Origin of the sequence: Catenulispora subtropica, assembly GCF_039531675.1 — a bacterium.
GTDB lineage: Bacteria > Actinomycetota > Actinomycetes > Streptomycetales > Catenulisporaceae > Catenulispora > Catenulispora subtropica.
The window spans coordinates 49,557-73,797 of record NZ_BAAAQM010000007.1 but is presented as its reverse complement, the minus strand read 5'-3'; the positions used below and the strand labels follow the sequence as shown (position 1 = coordinate 73,797).

The 24,241-nt window shown below is 70.9% G+C and carries 18 protein-coding genes; 6 read left to right on the top strand and 12 right to left on the bottom strand.

The features are described from left to right. Nucleotides 1-53: 53 nt before the first annotated feature. The 3 genes from ABD466_RS08715 to ABD466_RS08705 all read right to left on the bottom strand — a co-directional run bounded on the left by ABD466_RS08715 (nucleotide 54) and on the right by ABD466_RS08705 (nucleotide 3,682). Nucleotides 54-815 (bottom strand): polysaccharide deacetylase family protein, encoded by a 762-nt coding sequence (locus tag ABD466_RS08715; RefSeq protein WP_344656447.1) that lies wholly within the window; start codon nucleotides 813-815, stop codon nucleotides 54-56. 213 nt (nucleotides 816-1,028) lie between these two features. Continuing rightward, entirely contained in the window at nucleotides 1,029-1,850 is an 822-nt protein-coding gene (locus tag ABD466_RS08710; RefSeq protein WP_344656446.1) for a ricin-type beta-trefoil lectin domain protein, read from the bottom strand. A gap of 230 nt (nucleotides 1,851-2,080) precedes the next feature. After that, nucleotides 2,081-3,682 (bottom strand): discoidin domain-containing protein, encoded by a 1,602-nt coding sequence (locus tag ABD466_RS08705; protein ID WP_344656445.1) that lies wholly within the window; start codon nucleotides 3,680-3,682, stop codon nucleotides 2,081-2,083. Nucleotides 3,683-4,102: 420 nt separating this feature from the next. On the opposite strand from ABD466_RS08705, the gene ABD466_RS08700 reads away from it, so the two are divergent. Further along, the gene (locus ABD466_RS08700; RefSeq protein WP_344656444.1) at nucleotides 4,103-5,857 is read left to right on the top strand and encodes a ricin-type beta-trefoil lectin domain protein; all 1,755 of its coding nucleotides are present in this window, start codon (nucleotides 4,103-4,105) and stop codon (nucleotides 5,855-5,857) included. A gap of 67 nt (nucleotides 5,858-5,924) precedes the next feature. Here the strand turns inward: ABD466_RS08700 and ABD466_RS08695 are convergent, their stop codons facing one another. The 4 genes from ABD466_RS08695 to ABD466_RS08680 all read right to left on the bottom strand — a co-directional run bounded on the left by ABD466_RS08695 (nucleotide 5,925) and on the right by ABD466_RS08680 (nucleotide 10,000). Further along, nucleotides 5,925-7,181: a hypothetical protein gene (locus ABD466_RS08695; protein WP_344656443.1), complete on the bottom strand. Its 1,257-nt coding sequence runs from the start codon at nucleotides 7,179-7,181 to the stop codon at nucleotides 5,925-5,927. Continuing rightward, nucleotides 7,178-7,720: a SigE family RNA polymerase sigma factor gene (locus tag ABD466_RS08690; RefSeq protein WP_344656442.1), complete on the bottom strand. Its 543-nt coding sequence runs from the start codon at nucleotides 7,718-7,720 to the stop codon at nucleotides 7,178-7,180. Before ABD466_RS08690 ends, ABD466_RS08695 begins: the two co-directional genes overlap by 4 nt. Before the next feature lie 184 nt (nucleotides 7,721-7,904). Beyond that, entirely contained in the window at nucleotides 7,905-9,569 is a 1,665-nt protein-coding gene (locus ABD466_RS08685) for a solute symporter family protein (RefSeq protein WP_344656527.1), read from the bottom strand. A 65-nt stretch (nucleotides 9,570-9,634) separates the two neighbouring features. Then, nucleotides 9,635-10,000: a DUF485 domain-containing protein gene (locus tag ABD466_RS08680; RefSeq protein WP_344656441.1), complete on the bottom strand. Its 366-nt coding sequence runs from the start codon at nucleotides 9,998-10,000 to the stop codon at nucleotides 9,635-9,637. A 245-nt stretch (nucleotides 10,001-10,245) separates the two neighbouring features. Between ABD466_RS08680 and ABD466_RS08675 the strand changes: the two genes are divergently transcribed. Next, a complete protein-coding gene (locus tag ABD466_RS08675) occupies nucleotides 10,246-11,787 on the top strand; it encodes a sigma-70 family RNA polymerase sigma factor (protein ID WP_344656440.1) in 1,542 nt (513 codons plus the stop codon). A 13-nt stretch (nucleotides 11,788-11,800) separates the two neighbouring features. Here the strand turns inward: ABD466_RS08675 and ABD466_RS08670 are convergent, their stop codons facing one another. Together ABD466_RS08670 and ABD466_RS08665 are read right to left on the bottom strand one after the other, a co-directional pair. Further along, the gene (locus ABD466_RS08670; protein ID WP_344656439.1) at nucleotides 11,801-12,265 is read right to left on the bottom strand and encodes a hypothetical protein; all 465 of its coding nucleotides are present in this window, start codon (nucleotides 12,263-12,265) and stop codon (nucleotides 11,801-11,803) included. 78 nt (nucleotides 12,266-12,343) lie between these two features. Next, entirely contained in the window at nucleotides 12,344-14,500 is a 2,157-nt protein-coding gene (locus ABD466_RS08665) for an AfsR/SARP family transcriptional regulator (protein ID WP_344656438.1), read from the bottom strand. Between the two features lie 82 nt (nucleotides 14,501-14,582). On the opposite strand from ABD466_RS08665, the gene ABD466_RS08660 reads away from it, so the two are divergent. Together ABD466_RS08660 and ABD466_RS08655 are read left to right on the top strand one after the other, a co-directional pair. Further along, nucleotides 14,583-15,878 (top strand): hypothetical protein, encoded by a 1,296-nt coding sequence (locus ABD466_RS08660; protein WP_344656437.1) that lies wholly within the window; start codon nucleotides 14,583-14,585, stop codon nucleotides 15,876-15,878. 105 nt (nucleotides 15,879-15,983) lie between these two features. Next, entirely contained in the window at nucleotides 15,984-17,321 is a 1,338-nt protein-coding gene (locus ABD466_RS08655; RefSeq protein ID WP_344656436.1) for an FAD-dependent oxidoreductase, read from the top strand. A 56-nt stretch (nucleotides 17,322-17,377) separates the two neighbouring features. Here the strand turns inward: ABD466_RS08655 and ABD466_RS08650 are convergent, their stop codons facing one another. Together ABD466_RS08650 and ABD466_RS08645 are read right to left on the bottom strand one after the other, a co-directional pair. Then, nucleotides 17,378-18,571 carry a hypothetical protein gene (locus tag ABD466_RS08650; RefSeq protein ID WP_344656435.1) on the bottom strand — a complete coding sequence of 398 codons (1,194 nt, stop codon included), beginning with the start codon at nucleotides 18,569-18,571 and terminating at the stop codon, nucleotides 17,378-17,380. A gap of 153 nt (nucleotides 18,572-18,724) precedes the next feature. Next, a complete protein-coding gene (locus tag ABD466_RS08645; protein ID WP_344656434.1) occupies nucleotides 18,725-19,885 on the bottom strand; it encodes a hypothetical protein in 1,161 nt (386 codons plus the stop codon). A gap of 99 nt (nucleotides 19,886-19,984) precedes the next feature. Here ABD466_RS08645 and ABD466_RS08640 point away from each other — a divergent pair, with 99 nt between their 5' ends. Beyond that, entirely contained in the window at nucleotides 19,985-20,695 is a 711-nt protein-coding gene (locus tag ABD466_RS08640; protein ID WP_344656433.1) for a FadR/GntR family transcriptional regulator, read from the top strand. Between the two features lie 34 nt (nucleotides 20,696-20,729). Next, nucleotides 20,730-21,410 (top strand): sterol desaturase family protein, encoded by a 681-nt coding sequence (locus ABD466_RS08635; RefSeq protein ID WP_344656432.1) that lies wholly within the window; start codon nucleotides 20,730-20,732, stop codon nucleotides 21,408-21,410. 12 nt (nucleotides 21,411-21,422) lie between these two features. Here ABD466_RS08635 and ABD466_RS08630 read toward each other — a convergent pair whose 3' ends face one another. Next, nucleotides 21,423-24,221, bottom strand: a complete 2,799-nt coding sequence (locus tag ABD466_RS08630) for a helix-turn-helix transcriptional regulator (protein WP_344656431.1) — start codon at nucleotides 24,219-24,221, stop codon at nucleotides 21,423-21,425. Nucleotides 24,222-24,241: the final 20 nt, after the last annotated feature.

Sequence of the window (24,241 nt, the reverse complement as noted above, 5' to 3'; positions counted from 1 at the left end):
AGCGGTGGAACTTGTCGGGGGCGCCGGGCCGTCGGTGGCGTGCGGCCTCGAAATCATAGGGCATTCCGCCCGGAGATCCGTCGATGGAGCCGGTATGTGTAGAGCATTTTGAGAATATGTTTGGACGTGTGCACTTGGCCGATCCAGATCCGGGGCAGAGCGTGCCGCCCCAAGGACAACCGGGATACGACGGCGCACCCGTAGTCGTAGCCGGCCTCGGCGACCGCCGTGCGGGCCGCGGCGTCCATCGACCCGTAGGCGTAGCAGTAGCCGCTCGGCGGCTTCCCGATGATCTCGGACAGCTTCTCGCGGCTGTCCGCGACCTCGCTGCGCAGCACCTCCGGGGCGGCGCCGGCCAGAGCCGTGTGCATCGTGCCGTGCGACCCGACCTCGAACCCGGCGTCAGCCCAACGCCGGATCCCCGTCTCGTCCACCAGCGGCCACGGAGTGCCCTCGTCCCACTCGTTCGCCCCGCCGATCCGGCCGGCCAGAACGTAGAACGTCCCGGAGAAGCCGAAACGCTGCAGGATCGGGAGCGCGTTCTCGACAACGTCGGTGTACCCGTCGTCGAAGGTGAGGCCGATCAGGCCCCGCGCCGACCCGGCGGCTCGCGCGGCGAGGAGTTCGGCGACGGAGACACCGCGCAGCCCGCGCCGGCTCAGCGTCGCCATCTGTTCTTCGAACCGCTCCGGGGTCACCGCGAGGTTGTGCGGGTCGTACGGGCGGACACCCACCGAGTGGTACATCATGATCAACGGCAGGTGCGGCGTACGCCGGCCTGCCGCCACCGAGTCGTGGGAGAGCGCTGCGGTCATTGAGCTCCGACACCAATGCAAGTCGAGACGGCTGCTGCCAACGGGCAGAAGCATATGCCCAGACGGCGAGCTCTTGACCCCCGGGGTTTGAGTCCGGACCCAGCATCCGCCCGAACCATCCGACCTGTTCTTATATGTGGCTCAAGGACGACTGTTGTCCGGTTCCATACCTTTTTCGGTCGGCATGGCAGGGTGTTACGCTCGTTCCGCAGTTCAGGACAGCGAAGCTATGTGCCATTGCTGATTCGTGCCCTTGTTGCAGGTATAGAGGATCAGCGGAGTGTTGTCGGCGGTGCTCGCGCCGGAAGCGTCCAGGCACTTGCCCAGCGTCTTGAGCTCCCCGGTGCGCGGATCGTAACTCCACCGTTGCGCGGCGGTGCCATTGCAGGTGAAGACCTGCACCGCGGTCTTGTCACGCCGATCGGCGCCCCGAACGTCCAGACATTTCCCCATGGCCCGGACCGTTCCGTCGCCGTTGTAGGTCCACGCCTGGGCGGCGGTCCCGTTGCAGGTGAACAGATCCAGCTGGGATCCGTCGGCGTTGTGAGCGCCCGGGATGTCCATGCACTTGGCGCTCCCGGCTCCGATGATCGGGGCCGCGTGCGGAGCCGCGGACGTGGTGGCACTCGTCGAGCTGCTCGGGGCCTCCGAGGGGCTGGACGCCTCGGCCGTCGGCGACGTCGTCACCGGGTTCGTCGGCGTGACGACCTCGGTCGCCCCCTGCGGGGGCGGGGCAGCGGCCGGCGACTCGCCGCCGCCTCCGAGCGTGACCAGGGAGACGCCGACGACCACCGCCGCGACGACCGCGACCCCGACGGCGATCACCACACCGAGATTGGCCCGGGGGCCGGCCGGAGCGTCGTAATACGCGTCCCGGTAAGGGCTGCCGCCGTCGAAGTCGGCGACCGTGTGCGGCGTCTCGCCCGGCCAGCCGCTGTCGGCCGGCTGGTGGTACGTGGCACTCGCCACATGGGGCCGCACCGCGGCGAGCACCATCGTCTCGTCCTGCGCCGCATCCGAGGCACCGGAACGCACCCTCGCGCCGCAATGCGTGCAGAACGCTCCGCCTCCCATGATCGGCAGCTCGCTCCCGCAGTTCGGGCAAGTATCCACGGCTTCTCAACCCCCTCGTGAAGACCGCACCAACTGTAGGACACGCCGCCGAATCCTGTTCAGCGATCACGGCTTCACCTCGGCCCGTTCACCGTCGTGCCGCGCTCCCAGGGCAGAGGCCTGAGAACGCGGCACGCAGCCGGACGGTACGGTCACCCGCCGGCGGTCACCGTGATGTTGGTGAGCCCGGTCACCGCGCGCGTCACCGTGTTGCTGCTGTAGACCACGTTCGGATCAGCGGTGCAGCGGGACTGGTCGGTGACGTTGACGGCGTAGCCGCCGACTCCCCCGAGGTCCGAGTCGTTGTCCTTCCAGACGTTTCCGCAGCCGAACGGCGCGACGATCTGGTGCACCTGGTACCCGTCGGCCAGGACGCCGCCGCTGCCGTAGCTGCCGTGGTTGCCGGTCAGCGTGTAGTCGCTGCCCTTGACGTCCACCCACGAGTCGGCGCTGTTCTCGCCCGAGACGCCGCCGGTGAAGGTGTTGCCCTGGACCAGACCGCCGGTGGTGCCTTCCTTGATGTCGATGTGCTCCGCGGCGATGCCCGGACCGAAGGCGTTGCCGACCGCCCGGTTGTTGTTGCTGCGGTCCTGGCCGGTGCCGCCGTTCTCGCCGTACTTGGGCCAGTTGCTCTGCGCCGAACCGAGGTACAGGCCCTCGCCGTAGCCCGGTTGGACGCGGCCGGTGTCGTGGATCGACGAGTTCTCGATCAGGTTGTCGGAGCTGTCGGTCCGGAAGTGCACGCCCTCGTCACCGGTGTCCGAGACCTCGACGCCGTCCAGGATGTTGTTGCTGGACCGGTCGAGCACGATGCCCTTGGCCGAGCCCGTGACGGCGAATCCGGACAGGTGCCAGTAGGACACGCCGTTCAGGTGCAGTCCGTAGCCGCAGTAGGAGATGCCGGCCGGGGACGACGGCACGTTCGGGTCGCACCCCGACGCGCTGTTGGAGAGCTTCGCGGTTCGGGGGCCGGTCAGCGTGATGGGCTTGCTGGAGGTGCCCGACGTCGTCGCGTAGAACGCTCCGTCGTAAGTGCCGGCGGCCAGCGAGATGGTGTCGCCGGGGGCCACGCCGGCCAAGGCGGCTGTGAGCCCGGATGCGGTGGTGACGTTCCAGGTGTGCCCGCCGGGAGAGGGCGACGTGGAGGGGGTCGTGGAGGGCGTCGTGGAGGGGGTCGTCGACGGCGTGGTCGACGGTGTCGTGGAAGGCGTGGTCGACGGCGTGGTGGAAGAGGTCGACGATGAACTCGGCGTGCCGGGCGTGCCGTACACCGCCACCTCGTCGATGGTGAATCCCGCGGTTCCCGCGTACTGGCTCAGGTAGAGCTGGATCCACCGGGTCGTGGTGTTCGCCGGAAGGGTGAGCGTCTCGGTGCCGCCGTGACCCGTGGACGTGCCGACGACGGTGTGCCATGTGGAGCCGTCGCTGGACGTGCGGATCTTGTAGGTGGTGGCGTAGCCGGCGCCCCAGGTCACGGTGACGTGGTCGACGATCGTGCCGGCGCCGAGGTCGACCTGCCACTGCTGCGGCTTGGTGGTGCCGCTCTGCCAGACGGTCCCGGCGGCGCAGTCGTCGGCGTGGCCGGCCGTCGCGGAGTTCGACGACGCGCTCGCGGGGCGCCCGCAGGCGAGGTCCGTGGCACTGGCCTGCGCGGACGAGCCGATCGTCACCAGCGCGGCGGCGCCGGCGATCGCGAGTGCCGCGCCCGCGGAGAGTACGTGGCGTGATCTGCCCAGGGTGGAGATAGGTCTCATGGTGCCCTCTCATCGACGAAGGACTTCGACGGCTCCGCCCGTGGCGATTCACCGAAGTCGTTCATATATGTGAACTGAGTTCATTGATGTGACCGGCGCCTGCACAATGTAAGGCAGTCACGGACGTGTGTCGATACCTCGGAGTCGTCCATCCGGCGAGGATCTTCGAGGCCTGAAACAGCGATGACGTGTCTTGACGCTCCGGCCGGCGCTACCTACTCTCCTCCATTGAGTTAGGAAAGGTTACTAACCAAAGATTCGCCGGCGTATCCCCGCCGCGGATCAGGGCACGCGGTAAGCCCGATCGCCGGACCGGCGCAACCATGGCGATCGCCCCCACGCATCAGCGCGAACCGCGGGCACCGGCCTGCCCGCCCGCCCCGTCGCATCCCCAACCCTTCCGACGAAAGGGGAACAGCTATGAAGCCATCCGCGCGGCGCATGATCACAGCACTCGCAGCTCTCTGTCTGGGCCTCGGCGCCGCTCTCGGTCTGCTCGCGGGCCCGGCCCAGGCCGCAGGATCCGCCACCACCGAGCAGACGTTCCTCACCTTCTACGGCTGGTGGGACAACACCCCGCCGGGCGGTGACATCTCCTACCCGCAGATCCACCAGACCGCCGGCGGTACCGGCACCTACGCCGACCCGATCACCCTCGCCACCGACTCCAGCGAGCAGCCGCCGGGAACGATCGTCTACGTACCCCGCGTCGCCAAGTACTTCATCATGGAGGACGGCTGCGACGAATGCAGCTCGGACTGGACCGGTCACGGCCCCAACGGCGGACCCGGCCTGCGGCACCTCGACCTGTGGCTCGGCGGCGAGGGAGGCGACGCCTTCGCCGCCATCGAGTGCGAGAACGCGCTGACCGACTACAACGCCGACGGCACACCGACCATGGAGCCGGTGATCGTCAACCCGCCGTCGAACGAGACGGTGACCTCCACCCCGATCTTCACCACGAGCACCGGTGCGTGCTACGGCGGCGCGAAGCCGACGATCACCGTCGGCCAGTACAAGAACGTCTCGACCGGGAAGTGCATGACCGATCCGAACGACAGCTCGACAGCCGGGGTGTTGCTGGTGACCTCGACCTGTGACAGCGCGGCGGCCGGCCAACGGTTCACATTCGACGGCACGTTCCTCCAGATCAACCACCTCTGCGCGGACTACTCGACGACACAGATCTCGATGCAGAAGTGCACGGCGGGACCGAGTCAGCAGTGGTCGTACAACACGGACCTGACGTTCACCGACATCCAGTCCGGCAAGAAGTACATCAACGACTCCTCCGGCAAGGTCAAGGCGGGCAGCAGCTCCAGCAGCACGAAGACGTGGACGTTCATCCCGGCCTCGACGACGTCGAACGACTTCTCGCTGTCGGCGAGCCCGGCCACGGCCTCCGTCACCGCCGGCGGCACCGCGACCGCCACCATCTCCACCGCCGTCACCGCCGGCGGCGCCGAATCCGTCGCCCTGAGCGCCACCGGCGGCCCGGCCGGCTCCACGGTCACCTTCACCCCGGCGTCGGTCACCTCCGGCGGCAGTTCCACCCTGACGGTCGCGACGAACTCCACGACCGCGGCCGGCACCTACCCGATCACCGTCACCGGCACAGCGGCGTCCGGCACCCACACCACCACCTACACCCTGACCGTCACCCCCACCACCGGCGGCGGCTGCACCGCGGCCCAGCTACTGGTCAATCCCGGCTTCGAGAGCGGTACCGGCAGCGGCTGGACCGGCGCCTCCACGCTCGGGTTCAACCCGATCACCAACAGCACCAGCGGCGAGCCTCCCCACGCGGGTTCCTGGGAAGCCTGGTTCAACGGCAACGGAAGCTCCGACACCGACACCGTCTCGCAGAAGGTGACCATCCCGTCCGGCTGCACCGCGACCCTGTCGTACTGGCTGCACATCGATTCGACGGAGAACACCACCACCGCGACACCGGACACCTTCACCGTCCAACTGCTCAACTCGTCCGGCACCGTCCTGACGACGCTCGCCAGCTACAGCAACCTGAACCGGGGCAGCGGCTACACCCAGCACAGCAGCGACCTCTCGGCCTATGCGGGCCAGACGGTCACGCTGCGGGCCACCGGCACCGAGACCGACAAGAACGGAGGCACCACCAGCTTCGTCCTCGATGACACCGCGTTGAACACCAAGTAGGTCGGTCGTCGTCGACGCGACGCGGGGTGTGCGTTCCCGGATCCCAGGAGCGCACACCCCACTGCCCCTACACCTTGGTCGCCGTCGGGAAGTCCTCTGCCGGGCCGATGGTCATGGTGAACAGCGAACAGACACGCTTGGTGTCACCCGGGACGGAGACCTCGACCGAGTCGACCTCCTCGCCATAGGGCGTCAGCAGCCTGATCTCCTGATGGACGTCACGCTGCTGGCTACCGGAGGTCGACCAGCGGACGACGCCGAACAGCTGGTCGTGGGCGGTCCAACCGGTGAGCTCGAAGTTCTGGGGGTCGGGCTTGCCGCCGTCGGCTGAACCGCTGCGTTCGACGTGGAAGACCATGCGGCTCGACGCGGTCGCGAGATCGTAGACGGCCGAGCCGGAGCCGTTCCACAGGGCCAGATAGCGGCCGTCGGGTGAGAAGGCGAGCCTGGGGCTGTTCTGAACGAGCCGACTCGGAACGCTCGGCAGTTTCAGGTTCCTGATGGTCTGCCCCCCGCTGGTGATGACGCGCAGCTGCTTGTAGTCCTTCGACACGACGGTGACCGTGAAGTCCACCACGGTGCCCGAGATGTCGATGACGTGCCACGGTCCGCCGGCGTGCCGCGTCGTGATCATGTCCACGACGGCGGCGGGGAGCGGGCGAGCCGTCTTCCCAAGGTTGGTGGGGTTGTAGAAGTCGATGGAGGCATCGCTGGGGTCACTCGCGTTCCGGCCAGCCGCCTCGTCGATCAGACCCGTGCTGTCGGTCGTCCACTTGAGGGACACCTGGGCCGGGACCTGCCGGTACGCACCGGCCGGAACCCGCCCCGCCACCACATCCGGCCAGGAGGCCACGGCGTAGCTGGTGACCCCATCGGTGGTGATGCCGGTCTGGAGCAGCGCCAGCCTGCCGTCCGGGGACAGGGTGATCGTGGGACCCGCTGTGGTCTTCGCATACTGCTTCGTCACCGGATCCCACACATACGTCGTCAGCGACGGCTGTGCCACTGGGCCGTCGAAACACGTGGCGTCGTATGCGGTCAGGGCCGTCGCTCCGACGGTGGTGATCCCTGCGGGCGGCGGAACCGCTGGCTGATCGTCCTCATGCCCCGGTCGGAGGGAGAACGCCGCCGAAGCCGCAAGGCCCAGGACTGCCAGGGAGGCGCCCACCGTGGTCGCGCGGCGGCGCCGGGCGAGAGACCGCCCCTGCGTCATGGCGCGATCGGCCATTCCGGTCAGCAGCAGGTCGAAGTCCTCCTCGTCGGCGGATGCGGCCAGACCGGCGTGGAGCTCGGCCTCGGTGTAGGTGGGACCGGTGCCGTTCACGCGATCACCTCCCGGCCCGCGCTGTCGGCGAGCCGCTCATCTTCTTCTTCGCGGACCATGACGCGGAGAGCACGCAGGGCTTTGAAACGCTGGGTGCGCACCGTGGAGACACTGACGCCGAGCACTTCGGCGGATTCGGTATCGGACTTGTCCTCGTAGTAGGTCAGGACGATGACGGCACGCTGCCCGCGCGGCAGCCGCCGGACCAGCGCCGCGACATCGTGACTGCGGGCCACGGCGTCGGCGATGTCGGCACCGGCGGGCACGGGCTCCGGCACTTCGGCCGCGCTGCGCTCCCTCCGCCAGGAGAACAGCCGCGTCCGATCGACGTAGGCGTGGTACATGGTCTTGCGCACGTAGGCCTCGGCCCGCCCGCGGTCGTTGAGCCGGGACCACCGGACCCACGCCGCGGCCAACGCACTCTGCACCATGTCGCGGGCCTGCTCCGCGTCACCGCTGAGCAGGTACGCCGTCGCCGTCAGCGCCCTGGATCTGGCGGCGACGAACGCACGGAACTCCTGTTCGTGCTCGGTGTCCAAAGGTTCCTCCCTCGCTTCCCTCATCAACACGGGTCGAGGGCTCGGAATCATTGCCGCCTGGGGTCAGGTGCCATGAGTTCAGTTGCCATGGGCCAGGTGCCACGGGCCGGGTGCCATGGCGGCGGAGGGACCCATCGTGGCCGTGGACGGCCGGCTGCTGCCGACCGTCCACTTCCCACACGTCTCAGACCGCGCCGACGCCGGTCAGCGCCCGCACCTCAAGCGCCTCGTACGTCTCAGCCTCCTGCTGCTCCTCGTCCCGGCGGCGGCCGCCGAGGAGCGTACCGGCGATCGCCGCCACGAAGCCGACCGGGATCGAGATCAGGCCCGGGTTCTGCAACGGCACCGGTGCCTTGGCCGTGCAGGAGAACAGCGCGGTGGCGTTGCCGACCTCCTTGCTCTGCACGGGCACGCCGCAGTCGGCGGCCTGCTTGGCGCTGAGCTTGGCGGCGTGCACCGTGCTCGTGGCGCCGCCCCAGCAGATCGGCGAGAGCAGCACCAGGCCGACCGAGGCGATCAGTCCGGTGTAGATGCCGCACTTGGCGCCGAAGGTGGTGAACCGCTTCCAGAACAGGGTGAACAGGATCGCGGGCAGGTTCGCCGAGGCCGCGATGGCGAAGGCCAGGGCCACCAGGAACGCGACGTTCTGCTCGCGCGCGAGGATGGACAGCACGATCGCGACCGCGCCGATCGCCACCGAGGCGATCTTCGCCGTGAAGAGCTCCTGCCGCTCGGTGGCCTTGCCCTTCTTGATGACGTTCGCGTAGAGGTCGTGCGCGAACGAGGAGGAGGACGTCAGGGTCAGGCCCGCGACGACCGCCAAGATGGTGGCGAAGGCGACCGCGGCCACGAACGCCAGCATCATCGAGCCGCCGGTGGTGCCGGCTCCGCCGCCGAGGTGTTCGGCGAGGAGGGTGGCGGCGGTGTTGCCGGACGGGTCCTTCTCCTTGATGACCGCGGTGTGCACGATCGCCGCCGCACCGAAGCCCAGAACCAGGGTCATGAGGTAGAACACGCCGATGATGCCGATGGCCCAGTTCACCGACTTGCGTGCGTCGCGGCCGGTCGGAACCGTGTAGAAGCGGACCAGGACGTGCGGGAGTGCGGCGGTGCCGAGCACCAGCGCGACGCCCAGACTGATCAGGTCGAGCTTGGACCAGCCGTCGGTGGCCCCGTACTTCTGGCCGGGCTGCAGGAACGCGTCCTTCTTGCCGGACTGGGCGGCGGCGTCGCCGAGCAGGTGGCTGACGTTGAAGCCGTACTTCGCCAGCACCCACACCGTCATGGTCAGCGTGCCGGCGATCAGCAGGCCGGCCTTGACGATCTGCACCCAGGTGGTGCCCTTCATACCGCCGACCACCACGTACACGATCATCAGGGCGCCGACCCCGACGATGGTCCAGATCTGCGCACCGGCGCCCGTGACGCCGAGCAGCTGCCCCACGATGGTCGAGGCGCCGACCATCTGCGCGATCAGGTAGAAGATCGACACGACGATGGTGGACACGCCGGCGGCGGTACGCATGGGGCCGTTGCGCAACCGCGCGGCGAGCACGTCGGCCATGGTGAAACGACCGGTGTTCCGCAGCAATTCGGCGACCAGCAACAGGGCCACCAGCCAGGCGACCAGGAACCCGATCGAGTACAGGAACCCGTCGTAGCCGGACAGCGCGATGATGCCGGCGATTCCGAGGAACGAGGCCGCGGACAGGTAGTCGCCGGAGATGGCGATGCCGTTCTGCAGGGCGTTGAACTCGCCGGAGGCGGTGTAGAAGCCGCCGGTGCCGCGAGTGCTGCGGCGGGCCCAGAACGTGATGCCGAGCGTGGCGAGCACCAGGACGACGAACATGCCGACGGTCAGCGCCTTGTTGGTGGACTTGGCCGGCTCGGTCGCGGCCAGCAGGAGGTGGTGGTTCACACGGATTCCTCGATGAGGCGGATGTCGGTGGTCGGGGCGGCCGGAGCGGCGGCGACGGGAGCGGCGGCCTCTGCCGACGTCCGCAACGCCGCGGCCAGCGGGTCGAGCCGACGGCCGGCGAAGCGCGCGTACGCGGCGGCGATACCGAACGTGGAGACGAACTGCAGCAGCCCGAACACCAAGGCGACGTTGACGTTCCCAGCCACCTTGTGCGCCATGAAGCCGCGCGCGTAGGCAGAGCAGACCACATATGTCAGGAACCAGACCAAGAAGGCCACGGTCACCGGGAAGACGAAGCGGCGGTAGGCGCCCCTGAGTTCAGCGAAGCGCGGATCGTCGGCGATCCGGGCAGGGTCGGACACGGTACTCCTTCGAGTCGAAAGTCGGTGGTCGGCGGAACGCCGCCAACTTTCGAATGCCGGGATAGACGCCTGATCTACATCGGGTTGCGCCGCGATCACCCCTCATGGACGCCGGTACCTTGGCCTCCCATGGAGACGCTCGATCAGGTGGCCGAGGCCTCAGCCCCCGCCTCCAGGTGAAGCGCCACAACTTTCCGGGCCGACTTTTCTGTGACCGCCTCCGTGCGCGCCACGTCTCCCCACGCATGGGAACCAACACCGACTCCACGCTCGTGGTCGCGGCGCGGGCCGGCGACGCCGAGGCGCTGGAGACGCTGATGGCGCAGTTCCTGCCGCTCGCCTACAACATCGTCGGCCATGCGCTGCGCCGCGCCGCGGATGTGGACGACGTGGTCCAGGAGGCGATGCTGCGGGTAGTTCGCGGGCTGCCGGGGCTCAGGGATCCCGAGCGTTTCCGGTCGTGGTTGGTGGCGGTGGTCATCAACCAGGTGCGGGACCACGTCCGGGTGCAGGGCACCCGTCCCACCCCGGTGGAGGACATCACGGAGTTCGCCGACCCCGGCGGTGACTTCGTCGACGAGACCGTGCTCCGGTTGCACCTGTCCGGCCAGCGACGCGAGGTCGCCGAGGCCACCCGCTGGCTCGACGAGGGCGACCGCGAACTGCTCGCCCTGTGGTGGCTGGTCGAGGCCGGGGAGCTGACGCGCGGCGAACTGGTCGCCGCGGTCGGGCTGGACCGGCACCACGTCACGGTCCGCATCGCGCGGATGCGGGACCAGCTGGCAGTGGCGCGGCAGATAGTGCGGGTGCTGGCAAGGCGGTCGCGCTGCTGGGGCATCAGGGAGGTCGGGGAGCGGTGGGACGGTGTGCCCACTCCGCTGTGGCGGAAGCGGTTCGCCCGCCACATCCGCGACTGCGAAGACTGCGGCGTGACGCCGTCCGGGCTCATACCCGCCGAGCGGCTACTCGCCGGCCTGGCGCTGGTCCCCGTGCCCGCGGGGTCGGGACTCCATATGGCGGCGTTGCAGACGGCACACGTCGGCGTCCGTGGTGCGGGAAATGTTGCCGACGTGGCCGTGCGTCATTCGGCCACGGTGGGCCGGGCTGGACATGCCGCTCCGAAGGCCGGTCACCTGGGCCTGCATACCCTCACGGGCAAGGTCACCGCGGCGGCACTCACGGCCGTCGCGGCCACGGGTACGGCAGTGATGGTGAGCCTGCCGGACGGCGGCCACCGGCCGCCCGTGGCCGCCGTCGAATCGGGCGTGGGCACGGTGGCCCGCCCCTCGGCACCGTCGTCGGCCGCGGCGACGACCGCCGCCACGACCCCGTCACCACCGGCCACGACGAAGTCGACGACCGTGTCACCCACAGCCGAGGAGCAGGTCCTCGCCGTCATCAACCATGCCCGCGCCAGCCACGGCCTGCCGCCCATGACGCGGACCCCGGCCCTGGATGCCAGCGCCGCCGCGCACAACCGCGCCATGGCCGCCGGCTGCGGCTTGAGTCACCAGTGCCCCGGCGAGGCAGCCCTCGGTGCGCGGGAGACGGCGGCGGGGGTCCGATGGGGCACGGCGGGCGAGAACATCGGGTCTGGTGGGCCGGTTTCGTCTGCCGGTGGTGCCGTCTCGATGGCGGTCGGCCTCACCGACGCGATGCTCGCCGAGACGGCGCCCGACGACGGGCACCGTCAGAACATCCTGAGCCCGTCCTTCCGGCACATCGGGATCCTCGTGACCCGGGATCCGCAGGGCGACGTGTGGATGACGCAGGACTTCTCGGACTAGCAGCCTTGACCTCTCAGTTGTTGCGGCACACCGACAGATGCGTCACCGGGTAGTACCTCCACCCGTCGAACACGGTGCCGCTGACAGTGATACAGGAGCGGGAGGGGAGGCTCGCCCAGCTGTCGATCGGAGCCGTGTCGCCGGGAAACAAGCCGTAGCCCGCACCGGTGGTGTTGTTGGGGAAGTCACCGTGCTGACCGTTGGGCCCATCCCAGTGGAGCCACAGTGTGATCAGGGACGGCCCGCTGTCGCCCCGGAAGTACTCGGCGTTGAAGCCGGTCCACCAGCCCAGGACCTGGTTAAGGTGCAAGCAGATGCTGTCGTCGTAGAAGCCGGCCGGGGTGCAGTGCCACTGGTCGGGGTTCGGTCCCTGGGGCGGCAGCGGTGCGGCGCTCGCCGTCGTGGCGGTCGCCAGGAAGGTGGCGGCGGTGGCGAGGGCGAGGGCGGTGGTGCGGAAGGTGCGCTTCTTGGTGAGCATGGTCGACCTCTCTGTCGTTCGAGCTGTGACGCTTGCCGCCAGCATCTCGAGCGGTCTCAAGGTCGCTTCAAAGCCGGCTCAACCATCAAGCTCCGCCATCGCCCGCCGATAGCGGTCGCGGGCCCGGCGCGCCTCGCCGTGCGAACCGCCGTCCGTCAGCACCGCGATCAGGTCCTGGTGTCCTTGTTCGTCATACGGGTCGACGGCGAGTATGCGGTGCAGGTAGTGGATGCAGGTCTCGAAGTCCGCCGCCTCACGGCAGATCTCGACCAACGCACGCAGCACTTGCAGATAGCGCGCTCTGGCCAACGCTCTGACCGCTGTACCGGCCTCGGTATACGGTTCGTCCTCCAAGAAGTCGCCGCCATAGCGTTGCTCCGCGATCACCAGTGCCTCGCGCGCGCCTGCGACGTCGCCACGCGCGCGCAGGCGGAGCCCGTGATCAGCCTCCTCCAGGAACCGTTCCAGGTCGACGATCAGCCGGCTGGTGTCCAGCGCGACGCTGCTCGCATCCGTGATGATGAAACAGTCCGACGGCAGCGAACGGTCCGGATCCAGCACCGAGCGCACTGTCGACAGTGCCACCGCCAGCCGGTGCGTCGTCTTCTCCAGGTCGTCGTCTCCCCAAAGCAGAACGCAGAGTTCCTCGCGCGGCACCGGCCTCCCCCGCCGCGCCAGCAGCAGTCTGAACAGCTCACGCGCCTTGCGTGACTGCCACACCGAGTTCTGGACCGGCGTCCCGTCGATGACGACGGCGAAGCGGCCGAGGGTGAGCACCTCGACCACCGGCCGCCCCGCTCCGCCGGACCAGGCCGTGTGGCCCGGAACCGGGATCCCGGCGGCCGCGAGGCGGTCCCGAGCCGCTTTCGCGGCGGTGCGGTCCCCCACCCGGCTGTCGGGCAGCGTCCCGGACAGCGCCACGAGGACATCGACGTCGATCCGCGCATCGAGACCGCGCAGGATGCCGCACGCCTCTTCGAGCGACTGCCGGGCGAGGCGCGCGTCCTCAGTGGTGACCGCCACGAGTTCGAGGGCTGACGCCAGCGCGAAACGGTCTCGATGCAGCCGCGCCGCCGCAGCGGCGCGCTGCGCCAGATCCGCGGCCTCGGCACGGTCGCCGGCGGCGCGGGCGACGTGTCCCGCCGCCGCCAGGTAGGTCGCCTCGGGCGGGCCGACCGCGTGCGGCCGGGCCCGGTCGACGGCGGCGCGAGCGGCGGCCGCGTCGTGGTCGGCGAGGGTCAGCGCCAGCCCCGCCAGCGCCGGAACCAGTCCGTGGCGGTCGCCGTGGTCCTCGGCGATCCGCGCGGCCTCCTCGTAGGCGGCGCGGGCCAGATTCACCTGTCCCCGTAGCCGGTGCACGTCCCCGATGTCCGCGAGCGGCCGGGAGAGCCAGGCTGACCCGACCCGGTGCTCCAGCGCGATCGCCCGCTCGAACATCTCCACGGCCTCGTCCAGCCGTCCCAGTTGGCGCAGCGAGCGTCCGGCGTTGCACAACGCCATGCCCATGATGGCCGCCAGGCCGATCGTCTCGGCCGACTCGATCGCCACCCGCGCGTCGGCCAGCGCCTCGGTCAGGCGGCCCTCGCCGAACAGCCGCGACGCCCGGTTGTTGCGGGCCAGCGCGGTCTGGATGACGTCGCGGTTCTTCTCCGCCAGCTCCAGCACGACCTCGTAGTGATGCTGCTCGGCCGACGGAACGCCGCGGGCCTCGGCCGTGAACCCGAGGGCGATGTTGGCGGCGATCTCCGCCCGGTAGCTCGCGGCCCGGCGGGCGGCGGGCGCCGCGCGCTCGGCGGCGTCCACCGCCTCCTGGATCTGTCCCGCCGCCCAGTGGGCCACGCTCATCCAGGCCAGCAACAGCGCCTCCTCCTCGGTGTCCTCCTGGTCGAGGAGCCCGTGGCGGTAGACGTCCAACGCGGCTTGGACGTCGCCGTTGCGGTAGTCGAGGTAGCCGAGACGCCGCGCGAGGCCGGGCTCGATCCGCTCCCGGCCGGCCACCAGGTCCGTCAGCCGGCTCCGGGAGCCGTCCACGTCGCCGTTGAGCGCCAGGGCCTCGGCGTGGACCAGGCGCATCCGGGTCGTCCACAGCTTCTCCGGCACGCGCTCGAGGAGCTCGATGAGGGTGGCCATGCCGGCCCGCGCGAGGATGTCCTGGCCGTGCGAGGACAGCAGCCGCACGGCGAGGTCGTGGTCGCCGGCGTCCAGACTCGCCCGCACCAAAGCGATCTCGTTCACCGCACGTCCTTCGCTTTGAGAAAAGTTTGATGCCCTTCGTGATTATGGCGCGGAAGGGATCGATCGATCAGGGGGACGCAGCATGTGGAAAATCAGGGCTCTGCGAGCTGGGATACGGCTCGACGGCCCGCTCGGGACCAGGGCCGCGGTGGTGGTGACGACGGCCGGATTCGCCGGATCGCTGCTGGCCGGGTCGATCGTGCAGGCCCCGCCCGCGGCGGCGAACATGGGCATCTGCGCGATCCAGCGGCAGAATCTGTTCGGCGGCACGCCGACGCCACCGCCGCCGGCCCCGACGGCCGACGGCGTCGGGTACGGCTACGTCTACGACGCGGACTGCGCGGCCGATCCCGGCGACAGGGTGGTCGCTGATCCGGCCTACCAGTACAACTCCACCCGGAACCCCAACTCGGTCGACCACGTGGACGTCGGTTCCTACGTGGTGCGCTTCGCCGGACTCGGGCAGCCGGGCGGCATCGCCCACGTCACCGCCTACGGTCCCGATCTGGCGCCGGCCGCCCCCGGAGAACCGCCGCAGACCGGGCAGTGCAAGGTCGCCTCGTGGCGATCGAACGGTCCCGACCAACTGGTGGCGGTCCGTTGTTTCACACCGTCCGGGCAGCCGGTCGATCGGCAGTTCACCGCCTCATACACCAACATGAGGGCCTTCAGCGGCTATGACTACGGGTACTTGTTCGCGAACAACCCGACCGCGGCGTCCTACACCCCGGACCCGAGTTCTCAGTACAGCACCAACGTCGATCAGCCGCTCAACAAGGTCGTGCGCACGGGGGTCGGCCGATACACCGTCGCCATGACCGGGGTCGTCGTCAACGCGACGTATAACAGCGTCCTGGTCAGCGCCGCCGGCATCACCTACGACCCGGCCACCAAACGGGTCGTCAACGGCAACGTCACGTGCCAGGTGAGCGGTTCCTACGGCTCGACCGCCACGATCGGCTGCTACGCGGGCGGCAAGCCGGCAGACTCGCAGTTCACCCTCACCTACGTCGGCAAGGGCAACCTCTTCGACGCTCCGAACCGGCCGAAGTCCGGCGGCACGAGCGGCGCCCTGCCGTCCAGCTACGCCTGGGCCGCCGCCGGAACCACGGGGACGCCGCAGGCCGACTGGGCCTTCAGCACCTACGGCACCGGCACCATGGCCCAGGTCTACGACCCGAGCACGGGGATCACCAAGGTCACGATGCCCCCGTATACCGGGTGGGGAGACGTCCAGGCTGTCGCACACGGCGACCAGGCGGGTTACTGCGGCGTCGTGAACTGGAGCGACCAGGCGGTCGAGGTGCAGTGCTGGGACGGATACGGGAACATCAGCGCCCTGCCGTTCAACGTCTTCTTCACCGGCCGGGACTGGTAGCCGGGCCGGGACGGCATCTTCGAAGAAGACGGATACCGATCCGATGGACGACGGTGACACTGCCCAGGGTTCTGTCCGTGTCATCCGCGTTCAAGGGGGATCGCCGTGCCGCATCGCCGGGGCGACCACGCCGTCGTGTTGGGCGCGAGCATGGCCGGGTTGCTGGCCGCTCGCGTCCTCAGCGAGTCGTTCGAGCGCGTCACCGTCGTCGAACGGGACGTCCTCCCGACCGGAGCCGAGCACCGGCGGGGCGTTCCCCAGTCTCGGCATGTCCACGTGCTGCTGGCCCGCGGAGCTTCGATCCTGGACGACCTGTTCCCCGGGTTCCTCGCGGAGGCCGTGGCCGCCGGAGCCCCGCTGACGGACGCCCTGGGCCGGGTTCGCCTGTTGCTGTCCGGCCATCGGCTGCTCCAGACCGACGTCGGCCTGCACTCGCTGCTGTGTGGGCGACCGTTGCTGGAAAGCCTTGTCCGCAACCGGGTCCGGGCTCTGACCGGTGTCGGTCTCGTCGAGGGCTGCGACGTCGTCGGCCTGGCCGCGACGGCGAACGGCCGCCGGGTGACGGGCGTGCGGATCCGGGCCGACGGCGGCGCCGAGGAGACCGTCGAGGCCGATCTGGTGGTGGACGCGACCGGGCGCGGCACCCGGGCGCCACTGTGGCTGGAACAGCTGGGGCACGGCCGGCCGACGGTCGACAAGGTGCGGGTCGGCCTGGGCTACGCGACGCGCACCTACCGGCTGCCGGACGGTGCTATGGGCAAGGACCAGCTGATCCTGACCAACGCGACTCCCGGGAACCAGCGGGCCGCGGTGCTGTCCGAGCAGGAGAACGGCCTGGCCCGCCTGACCTTGGCGGGCATGCTCGGGGACCGTCCGCCCACGGATCCGAGGGCCTTCGACGCGTTCACGGCCAGCCTCCACTTCCCCGACATCTTCGAGGCCGTCCGCGACGCCGAACCGGTGGACGACCCGGTCCCGTTCCAGTACCCGGCGAACGTGCGCCATCGCTTCGAGCGGATGCGCAGCTTCCCCGACGGGTTCCTGCTCCTGGGCGACGCGGTCAGCGCGTTCAACCCCGTCTACGGGCAGGGCATGACCTCGGCCGCGATGCAGGCCGAGGCGATGCGGTCCGTGCTGGCCGACGGGAGGGCGCTGACCTGGCGACCCTACTTCCGCGCACTCGCCCGGGCCGTCGATCCGCCCTGGCAGATCTCCGCGGGTGGAGACCTGGCGTTTCCGGAGGTGGACGGGCACCGCACGCCCGCCGTGCGGATGATCAACGCCTACCTGCCGCGCGTCCACGAGGCCGCAGCGCACGACGTGCGGATGGCGGTCGCCTTCATCCGAGTGGGCTCGCTGGTGGACCGTCCGGAGGCTCTGGTGCGGCCCGCCATCGTCTTGCGGGTGCTGGCATCACGACGCGGACGGAGGACAGCGGCCTGACGCTGGCGCGGGCCGGATCCGCGTCCGGCCCGCGACGGTGAGGTCCGTTTCCGGACTCAGCTCCCGGTGACCCGGGTCCAGGTGAAGGGCCCGAAAGACGTGGCGGTCGCCGGGTTGTGCGCGTTCGGGGTGACCGTCAGCTTCAGGTACTCCAGGGGGGTCGTGCTGCCGTGCACCACGATGCGGTGGAAGTTCGGCACGTTGTAGTTCGGGTGGCTGTTCCAGGCGTCGTAGGAGCAGACGCCCCCGTCGCCGGTGCACGGGGCACCCTGCTGCAGCGGGTTGTCCGAGCGGTAGACGTGCGAGTCGCCGACCAGGAGCAGCACCGGCTTGCCGAAGGCCGTGGTGTGGGAGGCCAGGCTGGAGACGATCGGCTCGTAGTTCGTCAGGTGGGCGCCGGTCTTGCCGTCCAGGTCCCACATGTCGGCCTGGGTGGCCACCACGACGCTGGAGACGCCGCCGAAGCGGGCCAGGGCGAACGCGGTGTCCAGCCACCGGAGGTCGGCGGCGGTGCGCTGCGCGGCCTCGTCCTGCTGGGCCTGGGAAGCAGCCGGGGCGCCGTACCAGGGGTCGGCGTCGTTGTTGGAGCCGCCGGGCACGTTGACGGTGACGAACAGGGTGCCGTTCCGGACCCACAGCACGTTCTCGACGTACTTCGCGTCCTCCGGGTGCTCCCAGGACGGGACCTGCGCCTGCGACAGCACGCGCAGGGTGCCGCTGCCCAGGGTGTGGCCCGGCTGGGCGAAGAACGTCTTGCGGATCAGGTCCAGGTTCGCGACCGGGTTGCCGGAGGCGTAGTCCACCGGCTGGCCGGTGGCCGGGTCGAGCACCGGGTCGATCTGCCCGGTGGCCGCGTTGTACTTGCCACCGCCCTCGCCGGCCTTGTGGCAGTCGGCCCACTCGTTGTCGCCGGGGGTGTAGACCAGCGGGTCGGAGAAGGTCTTCCACAGCGCGGCGATCGACTGGTCGTACGCCTCGGTGCAGTACTGCTTGCCGGAGTGGATGTCCCCGACGTGGATCACGGTGCTGACGTCCTTGTCCGCGTTGACCGCGGCGATGAACGCCGGCGTCGCCTGGAACTCGGACGTGTCCGTCGGCGAGGTCCCGTACGGCGCGTCGCCGTACACCGCCACGGTGAACGCGCCGCGGGCGCCGTGCCCGGCCGTCGCGTCCGCCGTGCCGGCGGTCAGCGGGATGGTGCCCGTCACCATGGCCAGCCCGGCCGCCAGGTGCCACCTTCTGTTCATCATGTCTCCTCGGTGAGTTCCATCCCCGCAGCGACTCAGCATGTTCGTACCGGTGATCCGCGCGGGAACGGTGAGGTGAACAAGAGACGACAGCCGAGGCGGATGTGATCAAAGCTTCCGCGGCGACAAAGTTCGGGTCGGCCTCCTGGGCGGCGATCACCCCGACCGCGCCGCCCCGGAGTCCACCGAGATCCGCAAGCCCGACTCGTCCACCGCCTCGAAGTCGGAGCCGGCCAGGCTGCCGAGGCGTTGGAGCTGGTCGTTGCTCCAGTGGTCGTCCGGCGTGCCGCTGATGTACCAGGCCGAGCCGTTGTCCGCGACGATGGCTCCGTAGGTCTTCAGCGCCTGGGCGACGGCGCGCGCCTGCGGTGGGAGGCCGGAGATGTCGACGGACGCCTTCAGCCGCAACCGGAGGCCCATCGGCGGGAGCGCCGGGTCGGCGTTGCTCGAAGCCTGGTGCCGGGCCGGCCAGAGGTAGGCGCTCTGCGAGCGCGGGACGGTGATCCGCAGTGCGTGGTCGATGGTCCCGGTCGCGGCCTCGTCGTACCGGGCGAGGCCGGGGAGGATCGGCAGGCCGGCGGCGTCGGCGGACGTCCAGCCGGCGGGCCGCAGGGCATCGGAGCGGAGTGCGAAGACCGCTCCCGACCCGGCTTTCCACGCGCCGCCGGCCGGGTGGGCGTCGTAGAGCTCGTAGTCGGTGCAGGTGGCCGGGTCGAGTGCTATGACGTGGCGGTCGCCGGACGCCTGCGGGCCGCCTTCGATGGCGGCGCCGGCCGGGATCGGGTACGGGCCCTTGTCGCTCTCGTCGGCGTAGTCGAACGTGACGTGGGCCGACGGGGTGCCGTTCGGGACCAGGGTGATCGGGATGCCGATCGGGCCGCCGTCCCAGAGCCCGGCGCCGAAATCGGCGTGGACGTGCTGGGCGCTGCCGATGCTCGCGATGTAGGCGGCGGAGCGGGCCGAGACCGGGAGGTGGTCGACGCGGGTCCGCCAAACGCTGTCAGGCGGGGCGACCGCGCAGCCGCCGAGGCCGGAGGCGCCGGTGGCGGCCCGCGGCGGGGTCGTCGAGGCGGGCGTCTCGGCGGTCGTCGGTGTCGCCGCGGGAGCCTTCGGCGAGGTCTGCGATGCCGGCGTGGCGGCGGAGGCGCCCGTCGAGCCGGAAACGGAGGCCGGCGACGAGGCCGGGGCCGAGGTCGCGGACGGCGAACCAGGGCTCGAAGCCGACGCGGCGTCCTTCCCGGCGCGCGCCGAGGAGCAGGCCGCCATGAGGAGGAACGCCGTTCCCGCAGCAACCGTGCGAACTGTTCGCTGAAGCATGGCGCAGAGCGTAGCCACCCGTGCCGCGTCCCGAAGGCGTTTCGAGAAAACTGGTCTGACCACTTGACCTCCAGACCATCGTCCGCGACGCTCGAGGACGTGAGCACCTTCGCCCCCGTCGACCGCCGTTCCTTCTCCTCGGCGGTCTTCGAGCAGATCCTGGCCCAGATCCTCGACGGCTCCCTCGGCCCCGGCTCGCCGCTGCCGTCCGAGCGGACCCTGACATCAGAGCTCGGAGTCACCCGGCAGGTGGTCCGCGAGGCCTTGCAGCGCCTCGACCAGCTCGGTCTCGTCGAGATCCGGCACGGCGGCAGCACGCGCGTGCAGGACTACCGGGTGCGGGCCGGACTGGACCTGCTGCCGCGGTTGTTCCGCCGCGCGGACGGCAGCCTCGACCACGAGGTCGTGCGTTCGGTGATGGAGATGCGCCAGGCCATCGGCGCGGATGCCGCGGCCCTGTGCGCGACGCGGATGGACGACACGGCCGCGCTGCGCGAGGCCGTGGCCGGCCTGGGCGCCGGCGGCGACCCCGCCACCGATCTCGACTCCCTCTTCTGGGACCTGGTCATCGACGGGTCGCGGAACATCTGCTACCGCCTGTCGCTCAACGCCCTGCGCCAGGCGTATCAGCCCGCTGCGGCGCTGGTCGGCCGCATTCTGGCCGGCGAGCTGGCCGACCGGGCACGCTACGAGGCCGTGATCGACGCGATCGACACCCACGACGCCGAGGCGGCCCGGTCCGCGGCGGCGGAGCTGCTGGCCGTCGGCACGGCGGCGGTCGGCGCGTTCCTGGCGGGCGAGGACCGATGACGCCCCAGAACACCGATGAAACCCTGGAGGACCGATGACCGCGTTCACCCGCACCGCGTTCACCCGCACCGAGTTCACCCGCACGGGGATGTCCCTGCGGGACGCGGCGGGCCTGTTCGCACGGCACCGCAACGCGCGTGTGCTCGCCGGCAGCACGGCGGCCGCCGCCGTGGCCCGCCTCGCCCTCGGCAAGTGGACGAAGCGCGACGCCGCCGCGGCGGCCGTCATCGTCGGCGCCGAGCCGTTCGTGGAGTGGCTGATCCACGTGCACGTGCTGCACCGCCGGCCGCGCGAGGTGAACGGCGAGACCGTCGACAGCCTGCTCGCCCGCTCGCACCGCGCCCACCACCGCGACCCGCGCGACCCGGAACTGGTCTTCATCCCGCGCGCCACGCTGGTCCCGGCCATCGCCGCGCTCGGGGTCGTCAACCTCACCGGGGCACGCGCCCTGCGTCCGGCGCTCACCGGGTTCGCGACCGCCGTCGCCTCCCTCACGGCCTACGAGTGGACCCACTTCCTCATCCACTCGCCCTACCGGCCCAAGACCGCGCTCTACCGCACGATCCGCCGGACGCACCAGCTGCACCACTTCCGCAACGAGAACTACTGGTTCGGCATCGTCACCCCGGTCTCCGACAAGGTCCTGAACACCTACCCGGCCAAGGACGAGGTCCCGGCGTCCAGCACCGCCAAGACCCTCGGCGTGGCCGTCTAGCCGGATCGCCGTTCAGAGCACGGCCTGCCACCCTCCCGGCCCCTTCTGGAGCAGCCCGGCCAGCTCCGACCGCTGCTTGCCGCCCAGTTTGTCGAGCACCTGCTCCAGGTAGTGGTCCACGGTCCGCGGCGCGATGCCCAGCGCCTCGGAGATCTGGCCGTTCGTCGCGCCCTCCGCCGCGAGCCGCATGACGCGTCGTTCCTGCGTCGCGAGGCGCGCGCCGGACAGCTCCGCGGGCAGCGCCAGCAGGTCCAGCTCGGTCTCGGCCTCCTCCAGCCACGCGTCGGCGCCCATCGCGGTGAAGGCGGCCACCGCGCCCGCGAGCAGCCGGCCGGCCGCGACCGGTTCGCCGTCCTCGCGCAGGAACCGGCCGTAGGCGAGCTGGGTGCGGGCCTGCTCGAAGGCGTCGACGGAGTCCGCGTGGGCGGCCAGCGCGCGGTCGAACCAGGGCGCCGCCTCCCGGGGCGGCAGGACCTGCGCCTGGCAGCGGTAGACGACGGCCAGCGAGGCCGGAAGGCCGCCGCCTTCGGCGCGCGGCAGTTCTTCGGCGACTTCGCGGCGGGCCTGGTCGTCGGCGCCGAGGCGGATCAGTGCCTCGATGTAGTCGCCGAACGTCGGCATGAACAGACTGTGCTCGACCATCCCGCCGGCGAGCATGCGTTCGCGGACGCCGGCGAGGACGGACGCCGCCTCCCGGTGCCGGGCCTCGGCCAGGTCTGCGGAGCCCACGGCGGTGTTCGCGATGTCGCGGTAGAAGGTCGCCCCCGTGGCCTCGGTGAGCTGCTCGGTCGTGGTGGCCAGGTCCCGGGCGCGGGTGAAGTTGCCGCGGACCGCGGCCAGGCGCGCGGCCAGGGCCACGGCCAGCGGGGCGACCTGACGCTGTCCGAGTTCGCCGCCGAGGCGCCGGGACTCCTCGGCCGCCTCGTGCGCGGCGGCGAACTCGCCCTTGCGGATGGCCAGCAGGATCTGCGGGATGAGGAGCAGGGGCAGGTGTTCCTCGGCGCCGGCCTGGCGCAGGAGGCGGGCGGTGCGGCTGACGTACTCCCCCGCCTTCGCGATCATCCCCAGCCAGATCAGCACCATGCCGGTGACGCCGACGGTCTCGAAGCTCTGGCGCCAGGGGTCGGCCTCGCGGAAGGCCGGGAAGTAGTCGGCCATCACGCGTGCGGCTTCGGGGGCGCGGCCGCTGCTGACCAGCCCGAAGGCGTTGATCGTGCGGGCGGCCGCGGCGCCGGTGCCCCGGCCCGAGGGCGTCAGGGCGACGCCCTTCGCGCTGAGCCGGAGCGTGTCGCGCAGGCGGGTCGCGGTGATCGCGGTCGCCGCCGCCGCGCCGAGGTAGGAGGCGGCGAGGTCCGGGTCGTGCGCGCCCACCTCGTCGGCGTCGGCCTCGAACAGCTCCAGCACCTCCTGCGCGCCGGCCCGGGCCAGGGTGATCTGGTGCAGGATCCGGTTGGCCGCGTTGGCCACGGCGGGCGAGCGCGAGTACCCCAGCGCCTCGCGGGCCAGGACCTGCGCGGTCTCCACATCGCCGGAGACCTGCGCGCACTCGGCGGCGCCGATCGACATCAGGGCCCGGATCTCCGGATCGGCGCTGAGTTCGCGGGCGCGCAGGTAGGCGCGCCGGGCCGCGGCCAGGGCGGCGCGGGCGCGGGCGGCCTCGGCGGCCTCGGCCAGCAGCGCGACCGCGGCCACCGCCTCCTCGTCGCCGCGCAGCGCCGCCGCGGCCGCGTGCCAGGCCCGCTGGTCGGCCAGGAACGTCCCGCCGACCCCGCCGCCGTTGTCGGCCAGCCAGTCGGCGAACGCGCGGTGCGCCCGGCGCCGCTCGGCGACCGGGTAGTGCTGGTAGGCGACCGAGCGGAACACCGGGTGCCGCAGCTGCCAGCGGTCCCCGTCCTCCCACACCAGGTGCTCCATCCGGGCCAGGTCCAGGTCGAACACCGACAGCCCGAGCCGCGCCATGGCGCCGTCGGTCTCGGCCAGCCCGCCGGTGAAGCTGGCCGCCACCACCATCAGGGCCCTGGTACAGCGCTCCGGCAGCCGCTTCAGCCGGGTGGCGAAGGCGTGCTCCAGGCGCGGCCCGGAGGGCACGACCTGGTCGTCGTCCGGGTCCAGGCGCCCGCTCAGCGCGGCGTCGGCCAGCTCCAGCAGCGCCAGCGGGTTGCCCTGCGCGGCCCGGTGGATGTGCTCGGCCACCCGCGGCCCGACCCGGCGCGCGGCCTCGGCGCCGATCAGCGCCTCGGCCGCGGCCCGCTCCAGCGGCGAGAGCTCCACCGACGGCACGTCCAGGCCGTCGAAGACGCTCGGCTCGCCGTCGCGCAGCGTGATCAGCACGGTGGTCGCCACGTCCCCGAGCCGCCGCGCCGCGAACGCCAGCGCGTAGGCCGAGGCCTCGTCGGCCCAGTGCCCGTCGTCCAGGGCGATGAGCACCGGCTGGTGCGCCGCCACGTTCTGCAGAAGCACGGTCAGCGCCCGCCCGACGGCGAACGCGCTGCTGCCCTCGCCGCTGCCGGCCGCCGCCCCGGTGGCGGTCAGCAGCGCCTCCCGCAGCAGCTCCGGCAGCTCGGCGATCTCGGCGGCCAGCGGCCGGCACAGGTCGGCCAGCACGCTGTACCCGATCTCCGCCTCGGTCTCGTAGCCGCGGGCCTGCAGCACCAGCATCCGCTCGGCCGCCCGCTCGACCGAGCGCGCCAGCAGCACGCTCTTGCCGATCCCCGGGTCACCCCGCAACAGCAGGATCTCCCCGCTGCCGGAGCACGCCCGGTCCAACGCCTCCTCGACCCGTGCGGACTCCCGATCGCGTCCTAACAGCACCGCTCGCGCCCTCCCAGTGC